15 protein-coding genes are annotated in these 25844 nt (G+C 40.0%); 9 read left to right on the plus strand and 6 right to left on the minus strand.

What is annotated here, in order from left to right; genetic code table 11:
• Window positions 1–5 precede the first annotated feature (5 nt).
• The 6 genes from J7338_RS05060 to J7338_RS05085 form a co-directional block, all read right to left on the minus strand.
• Entirely contained in the window at window positions 6–1370 is a 1365-nt protein-coding gene (locus J7338_RS05060; RefSeq protein ID WP_210796043.1) for a salicylate synthase, read from the minus strand.
• Window positions 1371–1373: 3 nt separating this feature from the next.
• Window positions 1374–2984, minus strand: a complete 1611-nt coding sequence (locus J7338_RS05065; RefSeq protein WP_210796044.1) for an AMP-binding protein — start codon at window positions 2982–2984, stop codon at window positions 1374–1376.
• Window positions 2984–4264 carry an acyltransferase gene (locus tag J7338_RS05070; protein WP_210796045.1) on the minus strand — a complete coding sequence of 427 codons (1281 nt, stop codon included), beginning with the start codon at window positions 4262–4264 and terminating at the stop codon, window positions 2984–2986. Before J7338_RS05070 ends, J7338_RS05065 begins: the two co-directional genes overlap by 1 nt.
• 30 nt (window positions 4265–4294) lie before the next feature.
• Window positions 4295–5485: a beta-ketoacyl-[acyl-carrier-protein] synthase family protein gene (locus tag J7338_RS05075; protein ID WP_210796046.1), complete on the minus strand. Its 1191-nt coding sequence runs from the start codon at window positions 5483–5485 to the stop codon at window positions 4295–4297.
• Window positions 5486–5548: 63 nt separating this feature from the next.
• Window positions 5549–7315 carry a non-ribosomal peptide synthetase gene (locus J7338_RS05080; RefSeq protein ID WP_210796047.1) on the minus strand — a complete coding sequence of 589 codons (1767 nt, stop codon included), beginning with the start codon at window positions 7313–7315 and terminating at the stop codon, window positions 5549–5551.
• A 26-nt stretch (window positions 7316–7341) separates the two neighbouring features.
• The gene (locus tag J7338_RS05085; RefSeq protein ID WP_210796048.1) at window positions 7342–10368 is read right to left on the minus strand and encodes an SDR family NAD(P)-dependent oxidoreductase; all 3027 of its coding nucleotides are present in this window, start codon (window positions 10366–10368) and stop codon (window positions 7342–7344) included.
• Window positions 10369–11611: 1243 nt separating this feature from the next.
• On the opposite strand from J7338_RS05085, the gene J7338_RS05090 reads away from it, so the two are divergent.
• The 9 genes from J7338_RS05090 (at window position 11612) to J7338_RS05130 (ending at window position 25528) form a co-directional block, all read left to right on the plus strand.
• Window positions 11612–15280 carry a PKD domain-containing protein gene (locus tag J7338_RS05090; protein ID WP_210796049.1) on the plus strand — a complete coding sequence of 1223 codons (3669 nt, stop codon included), beginning with the start codon at window positions 11612–11614 and terminating at the stop codon, window positions 15278–15280.
• Window positions 15281–15290: 10 nt separating this feature from the next.
• Complete coding sequence (locus J7338_RS05095; RefSeq protein ID WP_210796050.1) at window positions 15291–17237, plus strand: Hint domain-containing protein; 1947 nt, start codon at window positions 15291–15293, stop codon at window positions 17235–17237.
• 56 nt (window positions 17238–17293) lie between these two features.
• A complete protein-coding gene (locus J7338_RS05100; protein WP_210796051.1) occupies window positions 17294–18544 on the plus strand; it encodes an internalin in 1251 nt (416 codons plus the stop codon).
• An 11-nt stretch (window positions 18545–18555) separates the two neighbouring features.
• Window positions 18556–19395: a GEVED domain-containing protein gene (locus J7338_RS05105; protein WP_210796052.1), complete on the plus strand. Its 840-nt coding sequence runs from the start codon at window positions 18556–18558 to the stop codon at window positions 19393–19395.
• Window positions 19396–19406: 11 nt separating this feature from the next.
• On the plus strand, window positions 19407–20915 hold the full coding sequence (locus J7338_RS05110; protein WP_210796053.1) for a hypothetical protein: 1509 nt from the start codon (window positions 19407–19409) through the stop codon (window positions 20913–20915).
• Between the two features lie 126 nt (window positions 20916–21041).
• Window positions 21042–22178 carry a hypothetical protein gene (locus J7338_RS05115; protein ID WP_210796054.1) on the plus strand — a complete coding sequence of 379 codons (1137 nt, stop codon included), beginning with the start codon at window positions 21042–21044 and terminating at the stop codon, window positions 22176–22178.
• Between the two features lie 293 nt (window positions 22179–22471).
• Window positions 22472–24655 (plus strand): PKD domain-containing protein, encoded by a 2184-nt coding sequence (locus J7338_RS05120; RefSeq protein ID WP_210796055.1) that lies wholly within the window; start codon window positions 22472–22474, stop codon window positions 24653–24655.
• A gap of 439 nt (window positions 24656–25094) precedes the next feature.
• A complete protein-coding gene (locus J7338_RS21105) occupies window positions 25095–25319 on the plus strand; it encodes a transposase domain-containing protein (RefSeq protein WP_420875344.1) in 225 nt (74 codons plus the stop codon).
• A gap of 2 nt (window positions 25320–25321) precedes the next feature.
• Window positions 25322–25528: a hypothetical protein gene (locus J7338_RS05130; protein ID WP_210796056.1), complete on the plus strand. Its 207-nt coding sequence runs from the start codon at window positions 25322–25324 to the stop codon at window positions 25526–25528.
• Window positions 25529–25844: the final 316 nt, after the last annotated feature.

Below are 25844 nucleotides of genomic sequence, written 5' to 3' on the forward strand. Positions count from 1 at the left end.
GTGATTTACTCCAGCTCATCTGCAAAAGTGACATAACTGGCAACACAGCTCATCTTTTCGCATGTTTCTTCAAACTCTCGTTCAGCTCTAGAATTTTTAACAATGCCAGCACCTGCTTGAAGCCAAAAACTTCCGTTTTGATGGAATATGGAACGCAGTACTAAAGCGGCATCCAGACAACCATCTTGCTTCACCATAAACACTGCACCACTGTATAATCCTCGAGGTTCAGGCTCCACCATACGAATGAAGTCTATAGAATTTAACTTGTCTATCCCTGATGCTGTGACCGCAGGAAACAGCTTGATAAATGCATCCCATTTATTTTTCCCTTCACGCAGCTCACCGACTACCATAGATGCTAAATGTTGGACTGTACCTCGCTCAACAACGTGCATAAATTGACTTACTATGACGCTTTCTTTGTCACACACAGCTTCAAGTTCTTCAACAGATAAGCGAACCGACATCGCGTGTTCAGCAATTTCTTTCGGATCACTAAGTAGATCTTGCTTAAGCATCCATGTTTCTTCGACATTATTGCCAAGCGCCCTAGTGCCCGCTAAAGGTTGGGTATACACCTTTCTATTAACATCAACTTTAACTACCAATTCAGGGCTGTACCCCGCAGCTGAGCAGCCATCAATATCAAACATAAATGAACGAACGGGAGTGTTATTTAAACGCCCATTTAGAAAGGTGCTTATCATGTCCACTTTATTTGATAATCGAACTCGGCGAGAAAGAATTACTTTTTCAAAAGCTCCTTGTTTTATATTCTCAATAGCTAACTGCACATTCTCTTTATATTCCTGCTCATGGCGATGCAAATCTTCCAACTCAATCCCCATCTTGAATGAAAGAGCTGGTTCGTTAATAACCTGAGAGACGCTCTTAATCTGAGATATCCACTCATCTATCGCCACCTGAGAAAGGCTATCCAAAACTTTGACTCCGATCTGCATTTCTTTTTCTAGTGTCAATACGACTTCTGGTACAACGATACGTAGCAAATCTCTAGGTGCATCCAATTGCTGAAAAGCCATTTTGTGCGTTAAATATGCAAGTTCAAAATTAGCGAACCCAAAACAAATTGGACTTGCAATTCCACATTGCTCCAATGCCATTTCAATGCCAGTTGACAACTCCTCATATTCGACAGGTTTTATTTCGCCATGTTTACCAGCAAACAATTGACCTTTTCCATTTAGTGAAACCTCATAAGCACAACCAAAACCGATTTGCCAAACGCCATTACCTTCGTAAATAAGGAGTTCTTTCTGACTCAGCCCACTTTTGCGAATACTTTTGATCCATAGTGATGCCTCAATGCCACCTGCTATTTCGTACTGTAAATATCCTTTATTCACGCCCTATACCTCGTAGAGTTTAATTAGTTGATGTTTGTCCGTTTTACCTATGGGTGTGAGGGGTAATTGACTAATCAATTTTATTTCATCAGGAAGTTTGTAATTAGAAAGATTATGTTCAAGCAATTGTTTTCGCACGTCACTTTCACTAAGATCCGACTGATTTACTACAAATAAAACTGTCTTCTCTCCTTGTTCAGAACAGGGGACAGCGATAAGACAACTTTGTATTATCTTGTTACCTTTACGGAGTAGATCTTCTACATCAGTAGGAGAAAACTTCTCTCCAAAGCGATTGATCTGCTCTTTTACTCTTCCCATTATCTGGATATTCCCATCCGCTCTTCTTCTTGCGAGATCCCCTGTGATGAACCATCCATCGGTAGTAAAATCTTTTTGATTTGCTTGTTCGTTAAATAAATAGCCATGAATTGTGTAAGGGCCTTTTGCTAACAATTCTCCGACCTCACCAGCGGCAACATCTTCTAAATCTGAAGACACAATTCTGATCCTATCTTCTGAACTTGCAGGAGAACCTTGAGAATGAATAATCTGATCTAAGGAGTCACCTCTTTTTGAGCAGCAAAGGAGACCCTCAGACATACCAAACACTTGCTGTAATTCACACTTCAATTCATCAATCACACTTTTCGCTTTATCCGGAGCAAAATACGCTCCCCCTACTTGAATCTGCTTTAACGAAGGAAACTCACTCACACCTAATTTTTTAGATTCAACAAACATATCCGCCAAAGAAGGCACTAATGCTGTATGAGTAATTGAGTATGTATCTACTATCGTGATCAGCGACAAAATATTGTTTGCATCTCCCAAATATGCAGTACCACCATTAGCAAGTACCCCCAACACACCAGGACAACCTAAGGCAAAATTGTGAGCTACAGGTAATGCAGCTAGATAACGTACTGATCCGTCTAAGTAACTATGTGCAGACATCATTTCAACGTTGTAGATATAGTCACTATGTGTCCGTGGTATTAATTTAGAGCGCCCCGTCGTCCCACCTGACAAAAGAATAAATGCGACTTCCTCAGGTTCACTGTTTTTACTTAACAGCTCAATCTCACTCAGACTTTGATTGTTTGCGGGCGCCAAGGGGTGTAAAGAGGTGCTCATTAGCTGTTTTGCAGGCAAAACATCAAGCAATATATTTTTAACATGCTCAGATTTATCAAGCCAATTAAGAATTAATTCTTCATGGGGCTCATCGGTATAATGACCAATATAAGCTACCGAAGCAGAATCCTGAATCACACCAATCACTTCATTTATGCTATGTGCAGGCAGAGCTAATACTGGTATCGCACCGATGCGCATCAAAGCAAAAAAGCATACGAAGAAGTCCACCCGGTTGCGTAATCTCATGGTTACACGATCATTTTTTGATATCCCTAACGAGACAAAATAGGCAGCTCTAGCGTCAATTTTCTCAGCTAATTGAGTATAGGTGAAGCTATGTGCTTCATCTTGCAATGCAATACGACTGCCATACAACCCACAAAACTCAAACAACCATTCACTGATCGTTTTTCTCTTCCAATTACTCAACTCAGCTCGTTGTTTCAACAAGTTTGAAGGAATAGGTGGATACATTAGAAAAACTCCTTGAGTTCATTATTAAAATTACTTTCAAATTCAGCGAGCTCAGGTTCAAACAAGGAGACTCTAAAACGAATTTCTCCACCTTGTACACGGCTCGGTAGAATAGAGATAAAGCGCATATACTCTTCATTTGGTGTATCAAAACTTACCGGTTTCCCATGTCCAAAATCGAATGAGTCATAACTGATATGCATTAAGTTGTTACACATAATGGCGGGTTCATAGATAGCGTCATAAACAGGCCGCACCGCAAACTGTTTATAGTTTTTATTAGTAATGTGTTTGTCTAACCAAGCAAGCTCTTGCTCTATCTGCTCAGCATGCTCCACCATAGAGAACACAGATGAACGTATCTTTTTAGCAATGTCTAGCGACGTTAAAGAACGAAGCTCTGTGCTGGTTAATTCTGTTTTTGGATAATACAGATGATTGCCAAGTGGCTTTTCAATATCCGTGAATTGTCGAATGTCATAAACTGTATATAGACTGGATTTTTCAGTATCTGATGCACTGCTTAACATAATATGGTGCGAACTCTTCCATGCCAAAGCGTACAAATAATCGGATAAAGGAATTCCATGGGGCGCTAAATGCTTTACTAGTTTGTCTAAAGTGTCACCGCCAAAAGTAAATTCTGTAGTAACTATGGCGCTTTCGGCTTCTCTAGCACCTGATGTGAGCGAGACTTGACGAATACTTTCATGATACTCACCAATAATCTCGTCATTACTGCTTGCACATTCTTTTTGTTGATAGCTTCCAACCTCCTCGCCACGATAGGCAGCCACTAAAGTAGTAAGAAAATTAAAAAATGCTCCCCCATCCGCAATTGCATGCCAAACGCTAAAGCCTAGTATCGTATGATCATGATAATTAGTTTGCTTAACAGAAAATAATGGAGCTTTTAAGCTAGTTGCAGAAAATTTATGTTTTCTTCGTTTTGAGCTATCAGGCAAGTATATCTGCCAATCCTGCTTTGTAGAGTCACATTCGTCAGCATAACTTGTATTCACCTGATGAAAATTGAAGCCGATCCCTTTAAAACAATCAATGTACACTTTATGATCTTGGGGTAACCCGGAAACCTTCCTGCCAGAGAAGTATGGATAGAGCTCGATAGCCTGAGATAGCGCCGCTAATAGCTTACTATCATCCACAAGGTAGTCATACTCAAGTACATAGTCAGTCCATGTATCGAGCAATAAATCGACTCCCCCTAAAGCACAAGCAACAGGTGGAGATACTGGGGATAGTAGTTTTTCATATTGCATATTATGTCCCTTAAATACGTACTCAGAGATTCATGAACTCATATATTTTGAAAAGACCAGGGACACATTTTGCCCACCAAAACCAAATGAATTTGACAGTATGTGGTTCACGGTACGTTGACGAACTGATTGGGGGGTTACAACAACGATGTTCTTATGCTCGCAAGTGCCGTCATAATTAATAGTCGGAGGAATGACATCTTGCATGATACTTTTCACACTGAAAACATTCTGTACAATGCCCGATGCGTTTAAACAGTGCCCAGTCATTGACTTAATTGAGGTAACCGGTATTGAGAAACCTTGAAATAAATCACTCAACGTATCCGATTCTAACTTGTCATTCTCAGGTGTACTGGTTCCATGAGCATTTACAAAAGTAATGTCTTCTAACTCAAGGTTGGCAGCTTTGATCGCGCTGCTCATAGCATCAAGGATCTTATGCCCTTTGGGATTACTTCTAGTTCGATGATAGTTATCAGTGGTACTTGCGCATCCTGCGAGTTCAGCACAAATTTTACGGCCATGCTTTTGCGCGTAAGCTTCACTTTCCAAAACAATCGCTCCAGCGCCTTCCCCGATCACAAAACCATCACGACTTGCACTGAAAGGTCTGGATGCCGTTTCAGGTGAGTCGTTTCGCGTTGATAGAGCAGAAAGGTTTGAAAACTTTGTGATTGTTTCTCTAGATACGGAGCAGTCTGAAGCTATCACCAATATACGGTTTGCTAGCCCTGATTTGATTGCATTATAAGCCATTTGAAGTGTCGAGGCCGACGACGCACAAGCAGTAGAAACTAAAACTGGATAATCCCTGATTTGATATTTTTCTAGAATCCGAGCTGCAAGATTTGACTCATAGAAAAAAGTGGAAAAGTGATCTTCTACTTTTGATTCAGCATTGTCTGCTGCAAAGCGAGGTTCAATGTCATATAACCCATTAGGCAGACTATAATAACAACGATCAAAACCCTCATCGTCTTCTGCAATCGCTTCATCTACTACTTTTTCTAATAACTGCTCTAAAATTCCTCGAGGTGTACCAAATACTGCGTTATCTCGATAGTAAGCTGCAATATTTGTTTTCATACCTGAGGTATCGAAGCGATCAATTATCTTAACCGCTGACATCCCTGAATTCAGTTCCTGCCAACAGTGCTCCACAGTATGACCTAACCCTGTAGAAACACCAATCCCAGTAATTACAACTTTATTTTTCATCTGTTATTCCTGATTTCAATTTAAAAATAAAATGAAACGCCATCTCTAATGATCAACGTTTATTTAATGGCTGCTCAAGAAGCCCACTAACAACTCCGGCGTCCTAAAACGATAGAAGTCGTTAACATCAATTGCTAGCTTCAAGCGTTTCCTCAGGTTTCTTACCAAAATCATAGCGAGCACACTACTGCCACCAGCATCAAAGAAATCATCGTTCATAGCGAATTGCGGCTGCCCCAATACTTCGCGGTATATATGTAGCAAATGATCATCAATACTATTTGACTGCTCAAATTCGACGTCATACTTAGTAGCAAATAGAGATTTTATTTTTTCGCGATCTATTTTTTGATTAATATTCAAAGGTAACGTTTGAGATATAAGAATCCGAACAGGTATCATATAACTTGGTAAATACTCGGCTAATTCGCTCCTGACCTGTACATTACTTCGCATTCCACTTTCCATTTGTATAAACAACGCAAGCTGTCCCTTATTCTCTTCTTCTGAAGCAGAGAGTACAAAGCACTGTGCATATTTCACCTTATCTAACTTTGATGCAATGGACTCAATCTCAGCCAGCTCAATCCGATACCCATTCAACTTGACTAAACCATGACGGCGTCCTCTGTAATGGATTAAACCTTGCGCACTTTTAATTGCCAGATCACCGGTTTTGTATAGTTTCTCTGATAAGTTATCAAACTCATTGGGAATAAAGACTTCATCTGTTCTCACTGTGTCGTGTAGATAACCTTTTGCAACAGCTACACCAGATACCCATATTTCTCCCTCCGTGCCGTTCGACACGATTTGTCCTTGCTCATTAATAATATAAATACCAACGTTCTTTATTACCTTTCCTATCGCGGGGATTTCCTGTTCATCTGAAAGTGGAGATAAGCAGGTATACTGGGTAACTACATGCGTTTCCGATGGACCATACTGGTTAATTAAACGTATTGGGGAATCGTTAAAAAAGGCCTTAATCTCGGGAGTTATAACCAGTTTTTCACCTGCAACAATTACAAGACGTAACGCATTTGGCCGGCACTCGGGGTTAAACTTGGCTTCTTCCGACAAAGCTTGAAGGACTGGGGACGGCATAAAGATACGCTCTATATTTTGCAGGTATAACTTGTTTAACAAGGCCTTAGGATCGCGAACATCTTCCACAGAGGCAATGACCAATTCTCCACCACTATAAAAACAAGTTAATATTTCTTGCACAGCCACATCAAAGCTGATCGAGGTAAATTGTAAAGTACGATAAGGTTTGCCAATTTCTGGATCTAATTCGCACTGTGCTTGAAGTAAGTTTTCGATCGCACATCGCGTCATCTCTACCCCTTTTGGTTTTCCAGTGGAGCCTGATGTATAAATTATGTAAGCAGTGTCAATTGAATGAGTTAAGCCACAAGGGTTGATCGATGAACGACTGACTAAAAGGGGGCTGCTATCAGTTAGCCAAGTGTCTAAATAGATAAAGTTTGAATCATATTCTAAATTTTCAGCTATCTTGCGCATCGTTAAGATAACTGCAGGCTGACTTTGATCCAGCATGCAATCGATACGTTTATTTGGCAAGTCAGGATCTATAGGGATGTAAGGAATATTAGCTTTAAAACAAGTACTTACTGTTGCTGCTAATTCAATCGTTCTAGGTAAGCAAATAGCAACAGCTTGAGACGCTAAAATAGTTTCACTCAAAACGGCAACCAATTGTTCAGCCTTATAAGCAAGCTCTGAATAGGTCAGGCTCTGAACTTCATCTCGGATGGCAAATGAATTCATAACATGTTCCGAGTAATTTAATGAAAACTCCGTCATTTAAATCATTCCTTAGATTGGGTAAATTAACGATCAGCTCGACAAGTGAGTTTAGTAATTACCTTCTCAATCGTTTCTTTGAATGGTGGATTTTTCCGCCCCAAAAGACTATTCATATCAACCGTATATTTGGTGCCAATGAGCCACTCAGTTGATTCGGGCATAATTGCAGTTAACTTATCGGCAATAGCGGCCGAAGTGTTAAAATAGACAGTTCTTTTTTGCTTTCGTATGCCCTCTAAAATTTGGGGGATCACTTGCTCTACAGACAACAAAGCATCGTTACCGTAGGCACTTGTCGCCATAGACATCGGAGTTGCTATAAGAGGTAAATTAAGATCGGTAACCTTTATATTATTTCCCATATTTTCAACAGACAAAGTCCCCATATAAGCTTTAAGCGCCTGTTTGCTAGCTGCATAACATGCGAACATCGGAGAAGGGTAATTCGTTACAACCGACTGAGAGTTCACTATTTGCCCCCCTCCCTGCTCTATCATCTGAGCAAGAAAAAGTTGAGTCATTTCAACAGCTGCAATATAATTTACCTGTGTTGTTCGAGATGCATCTTGAGCCTGCACACTAGACATGGACAGGACGCTTTTTCTCAGTGACATACCTGCATTATTAATGACAATATCGACACCATGAAAATGCTGCATAGTCTTTTTATAAATTTCTCGACGTGCACTCTCATCACAAATATCAGCCTGAATAAAAAGACATTCCGTATTTGCTCTTAATATATTCATACTTTTCTTATCGAACTCTCGACGTCCGATAAGAATTAAATGCGCGCCATACTCACTTAGCTTCATAGCCAAGCTTAAGCCTATTCCAGATGTTGCTCCAGTCAGTAGAATTCTTTTTCCTCGATAAAATTCAGCATCATTTTTAGCTAGACTCTTAACCGGCATGCAAAGTTTAAATAACAGCTTAAACGTATTAGCCCAGACTTGTTTGACGCTGATTTGATATTCTAGTGCGTGCTTTAACCTCGTAGCTACAATCGCAATCTCAGCGTCCGTCATATCGCGGGGCATATTAAGCCGAGACATAAAAATGAGTAAATTAGCATGCTTAATTAACATATTTGATACAACTGGCTCAAAGAGCATTTTGCGTGCTTTTGCAGAAGGGAAATATGTCTGGTTTAGTACCAGCTTAATCAGCCCACCTTCACCTACGACTGCGGAAAAAACTTTTGATTTGGAAATCGCATCCTCTAGCGCTAAACGAAACCGCGTATAAGTCTGCTTTATCTGTGATTCATTTAAACGGGAAGATAAGTCATCAAGTCCTTGATAAGCGATATGAGAACCAAGTTGATTAATATAACGAGATGTAAGCGTTTGATAAAGCTCTGGTTGATGCTGCTGTGCAGCCGTAGCGACTGACTGACTCAAAAGCGTCACCCCGATAGGAAAAAACATATCACTTAGAGATTTAGCTAAGGTTACAATATCAGGCTTCTTAACTTTGCCTTGATAAGACAAAAAGTTACCTGTTCTCCATACACCAGCAAGTACATCATCTGTTCCAACTAGATACCCGTTCGCTTCACGGTATAAATCTACAATGTCTAAAACATCTTGAGGAATAGGTAAACAGTCAAACCCTTGAATAACCTCAAACCATACAAGACAGATATTCCCTTGAGTAAGCACTTTAGTTAACTGTTCATTCGCGCCATTGGCGTGAGGATCAACATAAATAACACTATCATTGTATGGAGCAAAGACATTACTATCAGCCCAAGTCGCAGCTGATGCATACTGACTTAGACTCATGGATAGTAGTGTTTTTCCACTATAGTTTTTATTAAATGTAACAATGTATTGTTTGCTAGGATTAGCCATTCGAGCGGCAAGAACAGCATTGTCGACTGCACTTGCCCCACTTACTGAAGGTAGAACAACATCAAATTCTGTAAGTTCAAATATTTTCTTGCACAATAGCGACCAGTAATCCCTATCTGGACTATGTAATTGCAATACTTGAGTAGCAATGGTCTCATGATTATGTCCACGTAAACTGCACCCATAATTGCCAGTACAATCAAGAATAGTGTCACCGTTATGTAACTTTAAACTAAGCCTTTTAGCGGATTTAACATTAATGTCCAAACCGAGCAAACGATATAGTTTCGTCCCATGAGGATTAATATGTTTGGCTGTCGCAGCCAAACGGCTTTCAAAATCAGCGTCTATCTGATCCAGCTTATAAATTAATGACGCAGATACTCTCCCTAGCCTTTTTAGTCGCTCAATAACAAAAGAAAGAATTAAGTTGTTGCCACCAAAAGTGGACGAATGTAGAAAGCACAACTGAGGATCATTCCAAGGTTCATACATTTCCGATGACATAATCAGTGCACCAAATGGAGCCTGATACTCAGCTGCGGACTCACCTAACAAAATAAAGTCGGGTTCAATTTGCTTAGCAAGCAGTAATTGATTCTTGAGCTCTATCATCGATTCATCCAAGCCAAAAGCGATATTGTTCTTTTTACAAATACCTCTTAACTTATTGATACGGCGCTTCTCAGCCTTCACTTCATCACCAGAGCTCACGCTATTCGCTTGCACGATGACGCTATGTAAATCATTTTCATTGCAAGCATTTATAAGCTCTTCGACAGTATCAAAAAACGCGATTCCCGTCGCCAATTCACAACTTCCTCCAAGCCCAATATAAAGCCAATGCTGAAAAGAGCGATAATCGCCAAGGAGAGCTATTTTTTTCAAGGTTGACTTACGGCTACTCACATAAGCCTTATGGCGACACAGCTTAATTGCCGCATGCAATGTCTCATCATATGAGTTATTGAAAAAAGTTTTGTAGTCTTTCTTTACGATGGAGGATTGCAATAGATCCGAGTAAATTTTTGCTAACTGAGCTAAGCTTTCCGAAACAAATAAACTAACAATCAACATGCTCACGCGTTCAGAATTATGAAACTTTTGCGCATGATCTAAAAATTCGCTCGAAGTACTCGAATATATCGGCTTATTTAATGAAAGCCCTATTTCTAGCTCAAGTATATTATTCACAGCAACATCCTTTTTAATAACAACAACAAATATAACCGCAATAACAGCCTGTACCTGCAAATGCTTTTACCGCACAAATATACACACAAAAAAAACATCTGCAACACTATAAAAACAAATAAAACACAAGAATCACATAAAATATAAATTGTTATAAAATCAACAAAGGTAAGGAAAGTGCTGAGTATTAACTTGCTTACACCACAAATAAAACCCAATAAAAAACAAAAATAAATGGCAATATAAACAGAATCTTATAGTGAATTTAAAATAAAAAATGAAATGAAAACATAAAATAAAAAGAAGAAGCAACAGACTAATCAAAAATAATCAAACCAAAAAAATTAACAATTACAGTGAACAAACCACACTATTCGCAATATTACCTATTGAATTAATGCTAAATACTGTATTAATTTTAAGATTATACTTTAGTATATAGTGACCTGAATTTAGAGTGGTAAATGTAGCCTCCTGTAACTAAAAAATAATTAGATCAATATCACAACTTACCGCTTAAGGCTTACAGTTCAGATCATAAGTATTAAAAAAGGCCACCGAAGTGCAGTCTCTTGAGCACAAATTTTCATCAAAAAATAGCGCAGGTTCGACAGGTTCCAATAACTGCTCGCAACTTTACTTTTTATGATTTTGAGTGCTGTAGAAACACTTTGCAGACATAAGCTCTTATCCATTAAAGCTTTGGCCCGAAAAATAAAAAACAACGCGAAGGTTAAACGCAATATTAAATGAATTGCTAGGTTACTTAGCAACCCTCACATCCAGTACGCCTGCTATCACTATTACCAGAGAATTACTCGCAGCGTAATTGGTAGAATTGGACAGCACAGTATGACGATTTATTGGTCTGGGTTAACACCCTGTGGCGAGTTTCATGTGTTACGGACGACAGTGCCTGTCAAAGATCAAGTAATGACAATCTATGAGAAAAATCTTCGTAAATATGAATACATGAAGCAAAGCCTGAATAAGAACTTCATTCCTTCGCCCGCTTTAAAAGCTTTAATTTATAAATGAATAACAACCACTTATTGAATAAAAACAAAAAACTGCCCCCAGGGATGGATCAAATAAATAACATTTTGTTTATTTTTGTTGCAAACTTGTTTTGAGTGGGCTGCTGGTCTAGGGTTTGTTCTAGCAGCGCTTAAACGCGATGCCTCAATTATTGAGTCGTTGCGTTTAAGTGGAAAGGAGTCTTCAAAATAATTATGGAGATAATATGAAAGGACTAAAGTCTCTGTGCGTTTTAGTATCAGCAGTAAGTATGCATTGCCATGCCGCAGAACGCATATCTTTATTCAATGACACGCAGAAAATTGCGCCTACTTCACAACAAAAACAATCCATATTTAGTAATGCTTCAAATCAAAACTATCTACTCGCGCTAAAAGCATTTACAGCGCAATACTTAGACCAAACGCTAACAATTCATCAAAGCCAAATGAGTGAAACCAAACAAAGCCACACAATTACTCAAAAATATAAAAATATTCCTATTTGGAATCAAGACCTTGTTGTGTTGACAGGCGAGAATGGTGTAGTTGAACAAGTTTATGGCGATTTAATTGTTAACGTTGCTAAAGATATATCAGCTTTAACTCCCGCGTCAGAAAAGCAACTTAGTGTAGCTTTAGATTCAATAGTTTCTCAGTTTAATAATGAACGCCCCAGAATCTTTAGACGTAAATCAGCCGAAGAAGTCATTTATCTAGATGCCCAAGGAAAAGCACGACACGCTGCTAAAATTGCCTTTTTCACCGATTTCGAGTCAGGTCCCTTTGAACCACAAAGAATCATCTCTTTTGTAGACTTAACGACAAACGAACTCATCAGCCAATCCGATGTGTTGCAGCGGATCGTTTATGAAGGTGGAAGCGGCCCATCAGGCAATGACAAGGTTTCACGTCCAGATTACAAGCAAGCAGATTATGTTTCTTACCCACCAAAGACTTTTGTTATTGCAATGGAAACCGACAATCAGCAAACCACCTGCTTATTCGATGCACAAAACGTTGAGACTAGAAACTATAATCACGGCACAGCGCAAGTTAATAATCCTTATAGCTACAACTGCTCAGATTCAACTCGTAACAATTACAAAGAATATCACGGCGCTCGCTCTGCTTTGAATGATGCCCATCATCACGGGCAAACAGCGAGTTTGATGTTTGAAGCTTATCTTGGTCATAAGCCTTACTTTAATAAGAAGGTAACTCAAAATGTCCATTATGGCCTGAACATGGATCAGGCATTTTACGAAAATGGCGAGGTCTATTTTGGTGATGGTGACTACCTCTTCTATCCTATGGTTTCCTTAGATGTAGTTGCGCATGAAATTGCTCATGGTTTTACTGAGGAATTTGGCTCAAATACGCCAAAGTCAATGCTGACAGGTCAAGCTCGTGCTATTAACGAAGCATTTTCTGATATAGCGGGTGAAGCAGCTGAATTCTTTTACTCGGGAACCAATGATTGGAAAAGCAATCACGAAGCATTTCGCCTCGACGACGCACTACGCTATTTCAAAACACCTACATTAGATGGAAATTCAATTGATCATGTTGATGACTATGATGACTCAGTAACTTCTCACCATGGCGCAGGGGTATTTAACAAAGCTTTTTACTATCTCACAACAACTGATTTAGATAATGAATCCTCGCCTTGGAATACAAAATACTCCTTTATCCTGTTTGCTAACGCAAATAAAAACTGCTGGACCAGCAATAGTACTTATCTTACTGGTGCAGATTGCGTAATGCGACAAACCGACACGGTAAGTGACCAGTTGGCTCAAGATGGAGTTAATAAGCAAGATGATAGCCACTGGCAAGCCACTGAATTACAAAACCACGTACGTAAAGCATTTGCGCAAGTAGGTATTGGCCTGAAAGTTAACCATGGACTCGAAAGCGAACTTGGTTATGACCGCCAATTTTTGGCTTTTAATTTTAAAAATTTGACCCGAAAAGACGGCCTGCAAGTTGCTGCTGCCAACAGCGAAGGCTGGCAATGGCAGTGGAACTTTGGCGATGGCAGTTTGCAAAGTAGCGCCTTTGAGCCCAAACATAACTTTGCTACTGCTGGCGAATACAACGTTGAACTCACGGGCATCGCTCCTTCTGGTCAGTCAGACACTTTCATGCTACCTATTCAAGTTTTTGACAACTATTGTCCAGCGCAAGGTATTAATTATAGCAAGTATTACTTATCGTCAGTTTCGTTAAATAACTTTAAAAATGATTCTACTTCAAGCAATTACAGTGACTATTCATCTGATGTAGTCGAAGTGGAAGACGGTAAAATACTCAATGTAACGCTAACCGCAGCACCACATCCAGACACTCAAGACAAAACAAAGAACTTTTATGTCTGGTTAGACAAAGACAACGATGGCTTATTCCACAAGACTGAAGAGCTCGTGCTCTTTGGAAGCAGTAAGACACAATTGACTGGCGAGATATCATTGAGTGGCAAGTTAAACCAAGCCTATCGCATTCGTACTATGGTGTCATTTGGTCTAGTAAAATCCGCGTGTGGAGATATGTCTTGGGGTGAAGTTGAAGACTACACCGTTAAACTACTTGAAAACAATGACCCTGTTGTTTTGAGAATTAGTGCTAACCAAGGTGTTAATCAAATGAGTTTTGATAACAACACGATAGATGCACGTGTTAAACGTTGGCAATGGAAATTTGGCGACAGCACCACCAGTAGCGAAAAGTCACCCATTCATAAATATGCGCAGTCTGGTCGCTATGAGGTAGAACTAAAAGCATATGACAGATTCAACAAAGTAATAGGAAGTTGGAACAAACAAGTTCAGTTCGATACGACAATCACAGCAAAGTTTACACCTCACAGCTCTGGAAGCACTGTTTATCTAGATACAAATCAAAGTATTACACCTGAAAACAGCACGATACAGTGGCAATTTGGTGATGGCGATAACTCCTCGGAAAGAGACACTAATCACACCTACCAAGCCGATGGTGAGTACACTATTACACTCACAATTCAGCATATTGATGGTACGCAATCGGCCAGTGAAACGGTAAACATTGGCGAGAGTAATTTTACTCCTGAAGTGAGCTATACGATAAACGAACAAGCAGATGGTACATTTAAGGTAAGCTTTAATAACACGACCACAAAACCTGACAACGCAGCTTGGGATCCCGATGTCACTCTAGTTTGGGGTTTTGGAGACGGCACAACAATCACACAAAACAGTAATTTTGGCCAAGACATAGAGCATACATATCAAGCTGCTGGAACCTATACCGCGAGCTTAACTATTAGTTACGACCAACATTGGTTGGGGGGACGAGTTACCGGCACCAAAAATATACTACTAGAGCTTAAAGCAGCACAACCAGTTGAATATTGCACGGCGGAGGGTATCACTGACTATGAACACATTAACAAAGTGACGTTCAATCAAGATGGTCCGTTTAGCAATGCGCAGCAAGCAGGCGTCGTTAACCCTAATAATCCAATCAAGCTATATGCTGCACAGAACAATACCTATCGTATTGAAGCCAGTTATGCTGGTACTGAAACATTTGCTGAGAATTACCATGTCTGGATTGATTTAAACGGTGATGGTCAATTTGGTAATGGAGACTGGAGAAACAACAAATCAGAACTTTTAATAATGGACTTCGATCAGACTAACCAAGACTACGGTAAAGGTCATGTTGAGGGTGAATTTAGCATCCCAAGCAATAAGTTGTCACAGCCTGTCACAACGACTCGTATGAGAATTTTGCAGTATTACGGATTTAGCAGAGTAAATAGTATCGATCCTTGCTCTGACTATAGCAGTGCCGCAACCTCAGGGAGCGGAGAAATTGAAGACTACCTTGTCGAAATCTATAACAATTAAGGAAAAAAACGTGAAAAAACTAAACAAAAAGCTGCTCATGCCGCTTGCAATCGCGTTAGTAGTCAGTAACGCGGTAGCTGCTAGCAACTATATAAATGAACAACAAGCTACCATAGCGTCAAAACAGAAGTCTGGGCCTGCAGCAATGCTGGGCAAAGCGGTAACACAGCCGGATCAATTTGGGATCCGTAAGCTAGATATGTCGAATCCACAGCACTATCAATTAGCAAAGTCACGATTGATAAAGGCAAATCGTATTGAGAGTGATTATCCACAACTACATAAAACGCTAGATGTAGCTATAGGACAGCATTTATCAGCCAAAATGAACATGGCAACATCTGAAGTGCCACCGGTTAGTGAAAGTGAAGTCGATATCATTAAAGAAGCACACTTCTTCTTAGATATGAACTTAGCCATCTCATCAGATACAAACGAACCCTACCTAATTGTAAGAGCAAAAAGCTCTCGTTTTGGCGGCACACAAGCGACCTATATAGATTTACTATTAGAAGATGCAAACGGCAATCAACTCGCACCTTTAGGCTCTACATTTAATATGTTGAATGGGAAAGATACGCTTGCGACTTCGACTATTTCACTGAAATCATTGAAAGCAAACTTCCCAAATCTAGATACCATTTATGCCAGTTCATATGTGGAACTTGAGCAGGAAGATGGCACTATCAGTACGACGATGAAGTATACTGAATACCCATTCTCATGGGAGCACTTTGAAGCGCTTTATGGCTCTGCTTCACCAGCGGAAAAAAGCGACGCAGCAGCATCTGCACTTAACATTGGGATAAGTTCATCATTGGACACACGTCCAAAATACACTGCTGCTGCGCCTATCGATAAAAACAATGATGCTGTTATTAAAATCTGTCTAAACCGCAGTCATGCAGACTGTGACTACGCCGCCGACCAAATTGGAGATCCAAACGAAATTACGGATGTAAACATCCCATTCAACGGTGAATTGCGTGTTCCTCACGAGATCACTGAGATTTATCCAACTGTAGGTGATTTACCAAACGGTATAGATGAGCCAACAAATATCTATTTACAGGAAGGTATCTATGGGGGCGCGACAAAGCAAAGCTACAAAGGACTCGAAAATGCAAAACAATTTTCTGACTATCTAGAGTTCGAAGTTGATACTGTAAACCAAGAGTCGATCATTCGTTGGAATATTCCGCGTTCAGAAGGCCGCTTTGGTAATGCCAAACTGTTCTCTAATATCGCCGAGGCAAACTGGTATATGACATTTGCAGTTAAAGGTTATCCGTACTTTAAGAAGCGTGGTGGCGCGGTTGCATTCCAAATTTCGCTAACGTCTGAAACGTCAACACGTTTTGGTAACTTCTACAGTGAAGTGTTACCAATGATGAAGTTAGGTTACAGCTGCCTAGCGACCGGCACAATGATCACGATGGCCGATGGCAAACAACGCGCTATTGAAGATATTGCGAAAGGCGATTTTGTATTAGGTGCACTTGCTTCGAATACTCAAGTTAAAGAATCCATGCAAGTTATTGATGTGTCAGTAGGGATTGAAGCGATTAAGATGTATCGCATAAAAGGCGCTGATAACTCTGACATATTAACAACGGAGACTCACCCAGTTTCTACCTCTAATAAAGGTCTTATTTGGGCGAAAGAACTACAAGTAGGCGATCGTATCCTTACTGAAACAGGTTCTGTGCTTATTACTGATGTAACAAAAGAGAAGTACAAAGACAAAATCTACAATTTGAAACTGGCGCCTACAGAAAATTCGAGATTCGCTGAGTCTCGTAATTTTGCGATGTTTGCAAACGGCATGGCGGTAGGAGATTTGGCTACTCAAGACGAATTGAACTACAAAGATCAGAATATTCGCATGTCAGAAGAAGAGATTCTTCAACGCCTTCCTGAAAAGTGGAAAACTGACTACATCAACAGTTTGGATTAATCTGGCCACTAGGCCTTTCTACTCGAAAGGCCATATTTCTCTGAAAGGAATTAAATATGAAACTTACATATTATTCACCATTGGCACGTGCCATGGGGGTAGCAGGTCTTTTTGCCTGTAGTTTTTCAGCAGCGGCTGATCAAACAAGTAATTCTGACTTTGCTATTCAAGCAAACAACTCTGACGTAGATTCTGTCACACTAGGTACCGCTTACCACAGTGAAAAAGAAGGTTTTTATGCACTGCAAAGTGTACTTGGTCGAGTAGATGAAACCTATGGTAATACTGAAATGGATTTTGTTGTCGGTGTAGACATGAGTTATAGCCAACTATCCAGTATGCTTGATGGTAACTTAGGAGCTGCCCTTGATGTTCCTGTAATAAAAGTAGGAGTTGGCGCAAGCTATGCGAAACAAAATACTGCAGATAACTACACCGGTACTTACACATTATTTCTCTCTTTAAAGCCAAAAAAACGGCTGTTAGTTGCAGATCCTCAAATAGGGTTTAAACCTACACAAGCCGCGCTTGATTTGGTCAATGCCAATCCAGGGGACAAGTTCAATAATATTGGTAATGAGTTCGTGTCAGCGATTGAATATGGCTCTCAAGTGATGCTCAACCTCAAGTTCCAATATAAAAATGACGAAGACAAAGTCAAATGGGGTGGTCAGCTTGGTGTTGATTGGGCTGGTAAAGTCAATGTCAGTGGTAAATTGCAAAAAGTAGACGAAGATGTGAAACGAAATATCAAAATTACGGTTTCTGCATTACAATTTGGTGGCGACCCGACAGAGCTTTTGAAGGTGATCCCAAATCAACTCGTTAACTGTACGATGGAAAACCCGACACCATGCTTTGATGTATTTAAAAACAGCATCGATTATATAAAAACCAACTATGTTACTCAGTTTGATACCTTAGATAAGTATAACGTCAGTAGAGTATTGACACAAGGTTACACCGATTCAGGGCCGAGCCTATCACCTTTAGTACCTGATGATGTATATCCTGCCAAAAGCATCCTAACTAAATTAGCGCTCAAAAATATGAGTGATGATTGGGTTCAGGCAATTCTCGACAATCGCCGTGCGGATAACGTACTCAATTACTACGCCAGTGAGTTGAATAACTCACATCGAACTGCATTAGAAACCATTCGCGATAATTCACTCTTTAACTCTTTTATTCTGGCGGACGCCGTTGATTATTGTAAGCGTAATTCAATTGGTAATTATTGCCGCGATAGAGAACTACAGACTCGTGGCCGCGTTCATCAGTATGACCGTAAATGGCTAGAATTATAAGGAATAAGACTATGTTAAAAGTCATGCTAATCAGCACATTAATTACCTCGTTCGCTGCTACAATAGCGCCATCAGTAGATGCAAATACGACTTTATTTGAATCTCAAGATGTACTCTCCCCACAGCAAGCGTTAGGCCGCTTTCAATGGTTAGAAAAATGCTATTCAGGATTATTGGTTGAAGTCTCTGATAATATCTTCGACCCCACAACCCCCATTCCAAACGATGAGAAAATAGCGAATCTTAAACAGGTGATGCTATACAAAAATAGTACCCTTAGGGGGGATGCGAAATACCTCACCTTTGGTGACGAAGATAATGCGAATCCTAAGAATTGGTTTGCGGGTCAATCAACAACTGCGTCTTGTTTTCAGATCCCGTCTGACTATCGGATCAGTGCTGTTATGGTAACACCTACAATGCCAAACTATTGTACAACAAAGTCTCGTGAGCGCGCCTACGAGTTCATCCAATCAGTGAAGTTTTCCAATATTGAAAACACCAGTAGCAACACCTTTTACAGTAACTATGTTGGCGATACTGCAAAAATATATGCAGATAAAAGCTATCCGTTAACATTAATTCCTGGATTTAGTAGTTCAGAAACATACCCTGAAACTTGGCATGTGTTTATTGATTGGAATCAAGACGGCGATTTTAACGATACAAAAGAAACCTTGTTTGCTGGTGTTTCTGAGCAAGCAATTCAGGTCGAAATTACCCCGCCAACGGGTGCAAAAAAGGGCATGACGAAAATGCGCGTTACCATGGATTACTTGGGTGGCAGCAATGACGCATGTAAAGAAATAGACTCCGGAGAGGTAGAAGATTACCTCCTTTACGTGAAGTAACAGGTGGCAACATGAATTTATACAAACAGACTATCGCGGCATTTATTGCCAGCACTATACCTTTCGCATTTGCCGATTCAAATTTTGTGAATGAAGCAGAATTAATGCAAAAAGCACAGAGTGTAAATACCTTCCAAAGTGAAATTCCTGGGTTGGTGAACGATCACATTGTGTTGGGTACAGCCTATAACAGCGACCAAAAGCGCTTTTTGAATGTCCAAACTGTCGCAGGTGAAACCGTTGAAACACTTGGTAATACTCGTGTGCAATTTGAACTAGTAAACAATGGCAGCTACGACGAAGTTCTCCGTCAACTAAATGGTAATGTTGATGTAGATGTTGGCTTTCCTGTTATTCGCATTAAAGCCGGTGGTCACTTAGCCAAGGAGATGTCCTCCACTGAGTTTTCGAATACTTATACTTTCCAAGCGTCGTTGACACCAAAAAAGCGTGTTCTTATGCCAGCAGATGCGAACATTGGTTATATATTGACACCTTCGGGTAATACGCTCGCACATGAATATCAAAGTAAACTAATGAGCATGGCTGGTGATGCCTTTATTAGTGAAATTGAATACGGTGCTCAGTTACTTATTAACATGAAAATTGAGTACTTAAGTGAACAGCACAAAAGCGAAATTGGCGGTTACTTAGGCGTTAGCTATGGCGCAGGGAATATTGGTATTAGCGTCGATGGTAAGCTTAATTATATTGACGAAGATCTTAAGAAAAGTGTGCGTATCACCGTCAGAGCATTGCAAAAAGGTGGTGATCCTAAGCAGCTTCTCAGCATAATTCCTAGCAATATTATCACTTGTTCACTTGATAACTATGGGCCTTGCTTTACCTTATTTGAGCAAGCGGTAAACTATGCGAAGAACGACTTTGGTAATCAGTTTAATACGCTATCTGATTACAACGTCGTGCGTTACAAAGCAACGCCTTACGAGATCAGTTCACAAGATGTACGTCGCTTAGATTCTGGTAATAAAGATATTCGCTTTGAAACCACCTACCGTACTTTATGGCTTGAGGATCAATTCAAAAAGTCGGTTAATCATGAGCACCGTGCTCGTGGTGTGCTTGCACAATACGCTAGCTGGATGACTGATGTACAGCGTCAAAAAGCAGAAGGCGTGCAGGAAGCCGCTTATAATAACGCTTGGATTTATGAGCAATATGCTCGAGTTTGTCGCGATAATCCTTATAGTACTGCTTGTACAGATGCGTGGAATGATTACCTAAATACCTGCAGTGGTAGTGGCGTCGGTTGCATACAAAACTACACACTTGCCGATCTGAATATACCGGCTGATAACATGACGCAATACTTCAAATGCGAAAATGCCCGAGAAGCAACAGCAAACTTTGGTGTCGAAGAAAATCATGTATCACTTGGGTTTAGGCAGTTAGGCTGGGCGCCTTCCTTTGTTGATGCAAATGACCCTGCTGCAGGCGTGATGGTCTGGCTACCATGTAAATCAGCCCTGCCAACCTATGGAACCGCTTTTGAAAATTAGTGAGTAGTAAAAACGCTAAGATTCAATTAGTTCAACTGAGGCGTAGCAAGTAATACACAATCGAATATTGAGTTGTTGCTTTCTCGCCCCTTTCCCACTGTAAACCATTTACAGGAATTTTTATGTATGCACTTAAGAATCATATTAATAGTGCTCTGTGGCCTGTTAAGCTTTTATGCAAATGCACATACCTATTACTTTTTAAATACCGAACAAGAACAACTCGGACAGGGATTTGAGCAGAAATTAGGCATGCCGCTTGAATCATGCCTCAATGGCCAATGGCAATTTCAAGGCGGTAGCATGGGCGATTTGGCTTATCGTGGCGACTTTGACTCCGATACCATGCTCAATACCATCACAGGTAGCGTAAAGGGTGGTATCAATTTGGTTATTTTTGGAGGCTCAGCCAAATTTTCCATGCGCAGGAAAGTGACAAAAAATAGAAATTCTGCCGCCTCCGCAGTAGAGCTAACCTATGAAAAAGGAAGTTATAACTTTGAAAATAGAACCACCAAAATGGCCATTCAGGAGCTACTAAATAAAGCTCCAAATCAAGTAAGAAGCCGCTGTGGTGACAGCTTTATCCACAATATCAAACTCGGCTCGCGTATCTATGTAACAGCCAAACTCCACTTTAGAGATCGCACTAAATACGAATGGTTTCAGACTAAAATCAAAGTGAAGTTTCTTTTTTTCAGTAAGACTTTTACTAAAACTAAAGCATTTCAAGAAGCTACCAAAGATGCTGTATATACTATTCAGGTGAACACCGATGGTGGTATGACGCCAGAACTGGCTAGACTAAGTAAAAATGGCACCATGCATTGTAAAACCGATAATCTAACCTCTTGTATAACGTATGCCGACAATTTGTTTAGCTATTTATTTGATGGTGGTACCTATGTTGACGACCTTAAAGACGAACATTTAAATATTTTAAAGTATGAAGTCGAAAGCTATGAGGACTCTGGTCATTATGACTTAGCCTATGCTGGCCAGGCTGCAATATCTGAGCGCTATATTGCGCTGTCCGCGAGGCTCAGAAGTTATCAAGATTTAGTTTATGACGAGATAGAGAGATTGAGTGCGTTTAAAGCTGTGTCTGAAGAACCGCTTGAAATAGAGCAGCTAGCAGCGCGTATTACAGCACGTAATACTCAGCGTATCGGACTCGAGCAAGCAGGTAAATATTGTGCGACTTTGCCCGGTACAACTCTTTGCGAAAGCCAGATTGAGTCCGCGATAGCGAACATTGACTAGGCGAACAAACATTTGGGAGATGCGAGATACTGCACACCCTTAACCTGCTGTCTCGTCGCCCTTGTAACATTGCTCTTCAACTAATGAGGTTATTTAACCTTAGCTTTGGATAAGAAATAGGCTAACCTAAACCTCAGGTTACTTACACGCTATAGTCTATAATTTAGCCAAATAAATTGAAAGAATAACGTATTTGTTCTAGAGTGTAAACTCAATGGTAAAAACCAAAATTAAATCATATTACATTGATTTTTGATGCTTATTTACATACCCCCATCGACTAAGGATAGCCAATGACTTTTTTTCAATCACTTTTACTGCCGACAAATCTCATTCAATTAAATCTTATTAGATTTAAACAATTCATTTCTATCTTTATTACTTTATTTCTTGTTTCGTGTGGGGGTGACAGTAGCCCTGACTCACCTCCGATTAAACTTCCACCAATTGAAAAACCGCCAATTGAAAAACCGCTAAACCCTGTTACTGAAGTGCCAACTAATCAAATATTACATGCTTTTTTTCGTGATCAAGATAGCTCTATTGGCAAACTATCTGGCATCGTAACTATTGTCGCCCCTGACGTTATTGATAGTGACCCTGCTAAAGTTGAGTCTGTGTGGGTTTATTGGGTAGATGAGCAAGGAAATAAACAGGGCGATGCTTGGTTAAAAACTATGAATAAGACGGTTTACCATCTTGATATCCCTGAGGATACAAGTATACCTGCAAATACCAATGCACTATTACTTTTGCCAGTAAACACCATTGGACAGGCCCCAAAAGGTACCCTTATTCCCTTCCATGATTTCATAGGTAATGCTGAATTATCGGGGCCTGGGGGGAATAAAGTTCACACTTGGGATTATGGCGCAAGTCGCAAGAAAATTTCAATTCAGCGCACAAAAGAGCAAGGTGGACTATGTATCTTTGATAATGGTTTAGTCAGCATTACTCATATGAATAATACTAAGGATGAAGCTGGCGAGAGTAATAATCGCAACAAGCTCCCTAACGACGTTAATGAGAATGCTTTCCCTCCTTATTCCTTTTTATGTGATACGCAGCCAACACACTCCGAAGATATGATTTCTGATGAAACTGGGGTCTGGACATATTCAACGCTTAATGACGCCATGTTTTACGGCACATTCGTTTACAATAGCTTTATTAAATACCTTGGGGAGCCGCCACTGGAAGACAAAATTAGAATCCGCGTTCACTATGGTCAACAATATGAACAAGGCGCTTTTTGGGATGGTGCATATGCCAACTTTGGTGATGCGTATCCGTTATTTTACTCTATGGCTTCACTTGACATCATTGCGCACGAAGTGGGCCATGGGGTTTTAAATAGAGTGTCTGATTTAAATCAATTCGATCATGAAATTAGTACTGATGCTCGTACCTTGCACGAAGCCTTTGGCGATATCTCAGGTGTAATGGCAAAATACGAGTTTACTGGACATTCAGATAATTGGATTCACGGCCAAGAGAATGGCGGCTTTATTCGTCATCTCGATCAGATAAAAACTGAAAATGGTGCCATTGATAGTTTTCTTGATTATGAAGAGGCTGGTGATAATTTCTATTTACGCATTGGTATGATCACTTATCCATTTTATTTATTATCAAATCAATGGGGTATAGAGCCTACCTATAAAGTGTATTTAAATTCAGCCAAGATCTGTTGGAGTGCGTTGACCACACTAACTGAAGCTGCAGAGTGTATTAAACAACAAGCAGGTGTTGCTGGCTTATCTGAAGAAGATGTCGTTGAAGCATTTAAGAAGGTAAAAATAAAACTTTTTGACCAAGGGGTGCTCAGCCATTTTAATGTAGATAAAATTAAATTAAGCACTCAGTTTACCGATGATAGCCGCTCAACGAGTCAAGTCGTGCAATGGTTATGGGATTTTGGTGATGGTCAAACTTCAACAGAAGCCAGCCCTAAGCATATCTTCGCAGAATCAGGAAGTTACCTAGTTAAGTTGACAGTAACTGATCAATCCGATGATCAGGATACCTTTGAACGGCTTATTCAGGTAACAGATCAGTATTGCTCAATAGACTCAGCTAGCGTCGATAAGCACATCACTCATGTTTCTATTGGTGGCAACGACATTAATTATAACTCAACAGCATGGGACTATACCCAAATGCCGATAGAGCTGATAAATCCCAGTAATACTATCATCAACATTCAAGGAGATACTGGAGTAACAGAGCATTCTACCTCATGGAAAGTCTGGATTGACCTCAACGATAATGGAATTTATGGTGATGAAGCTAATGAGCTTGTCGTTGATAAAGTAGTCGAAGAAGGACAACCTTATGCCCTTACTACTACCCTCGATTTATCAACGCTGCCAAATAACAATCAGGCTAAATTTATGAGAATTATTGGTGACTATACCGTTTTTGATCCTTGTTCTTCTAGTATAGGGGAAGCGCTAGATTTAAGTGTGAGTTGGTAGTAAATTTGGTTTATGCATTTTGTTGTAGATAGTGAAGGACTGCCTGTTGACTATGAATTATCGTATCGTATGGAAACACATCTGATAATCGCTCATGGTGAATAACTCATAGTCAATTGTCCAAAAAAGTAATGTGACTGTCGCAGACAAAGGCCACCGTAGTGAAAAACTGAGGTAATTTATTCGTGATAACACTTAAAGGTAATTGCGCCACCTTCACATGACGTAAATCGTAAGCATTAAAAAAGGCCACCGTAGTGTAATGCCGATCAGTTAAGTAAGAAAAAGCTTGACGATCGGTAAAATGAGATCAAAATCCTATGATCACAGGTCATAGGATTTTTTTATGCAACTTGCTCATGAATTAGCTTCCACTCTCGATGCATGCAACACGTTTCACACATTTGAAAAGTATGCCTAAATACTCTCCCCAGAATTAATTGAACACGCTTTTCAACAAGCTGGTGTAGCAACGGTTAGGAAGCGCCGCCTCCCCTTAGAGGCTGTATTATGGTCAATCATTGGCATGAGCTTATTTAGACAACGTTCGGTTTGGGATATAGCGACTCAAATGGACATTATGTTACCTGATAAAAAACCTTTATTTGCACCCAGTGCAATCGTGCAAGCTAGGCTCAGAAGCTTGTTAAGCAAGTATTCTTAGCAATGGCAAAGCAAAGTTACCAAAGCGATAAATTTGAAACATGGGCGGGGCTCAATTTACTCGCTGTCGATGGTATTGTTTGGCGGACAACAGACACACCTGAAAATCATGAAACATTTAAAGCCCAAAGCAATGGGCACAGTGAAAATATCTTTCCTAAAATACGTATGGTCTGCCATATGGAAGTCACCAGCCACCTACCCATCTAACAAGAAAAAAATACCAGTCAGCTTAACTGACTGGCATTACACCGTAGTGACCTTTTTCTAATAATTAACTCTATAAGTTAATTATTACTCATTGAACGTTGCTACAAAGCGCCTGCGCCTATAGGTAACAGCGCCTACGCCTATAGGTAATAGCGCCACCTTCACATGACGTAAATCGTAGGCATTAAAAAAGGCCACCGAAGTGACCTTTTTCTAATAATTAACTCTATAAGTTAATTATTACTCATTGAACGTTGCTACAAAGCGCCTACGCCTATAGGTAATAGCGCCACCTTCACATGACGTAAATCGCAGA

The sequence above is a fragment of the Pseudoalteromonas ostreae genome, from assembly GCF_018069805.1.
In the GTDB taxonomy this organism is placed as follows: domain Bacteria; phylum Pseudomonadota; class Gammaproteobacteria; order Enterobacterales; family Alteromonadaceae; genus Pseudoalteromonas; species Pseudoalteromonas ostreae.

Bases quoted from the DNA above. Each gene is read 5' to 3' on its own strand.
- J7338_RS05065 (WP_210796044.1), bottom strand. From the start codon at position 2,984: ATGTATCCACCTATTCCTTCAAACTTGTTGAAACAACGAGCTGAGTTG.
- J7338_RS05070 (WP_210796045.1), bottom strand. From the start codon at position 4,264: ATGCAATATGAAAAACTACTATCCCCAGTATCTCCACCTGTTGCTTGT.
- J7338_RS05075 (WP_210796046.1), bottom strand. From the start codon at position 5,485: ATGAAAAATAAAGTTGTAATTACTGGGATTGGTGTTTCTACAGGGTTA.
- J7338_RS05080 (WP_210796047.1), bottom strand. From the start codon at position 7,315: ATGACGGAGTTTTCATTAAATTACTCGGAACATGTTATGAATTCATTT.
- J7338_RS05090 (WP_210796049.1), top strand. From the start codon at position 11,612: ATGAAAGGACTAAAGTCTCTGTGCGTTTTAGTATCAGCAGTAAGTATG.
- J7338_RS05100 (WP_210796051.1), top strand. From the start codon at position 17,294: ATGAAACTTACATATTATTCACCATTGGCACGTGCCATGGGGGTAGCA.
- J7338_RS05105 (WP_210796052.1), top strand. From the start codon at position 18,556: ATGTTAAAAGTCATGCTAATCAGCACATTAATTACCTCGTTCGCTGCT.
- J7338_RS05110 (WP_210796053.1), top strand. From the start codon at position 19,407: ATGAATTTATACAAACAGACTATCGCGGCATTTATTGCCAGCACTATA.
- J7338_RS05115 (WP_210796054.1), top strand. From the start codon at position 21,042: ATGCACTTAAGAATCATATTAATAGTGCTCTGTGGCCTGTTAAGCTTT.
- J7338_RS05120 (WP_210796055.1), top strand. From the start codon at position 22,472: ATGACTTTTTTTCAATCACTTTTACTGCCGACAAATCTCATTCAATTA.
- J7338_RS05130 (WP_210796056.1), top strand. From the start codon at position 25,322: ATGGCAAAGCAAAGTTACCAAAGCGATAAATTTGAAACATGGGCGGGG.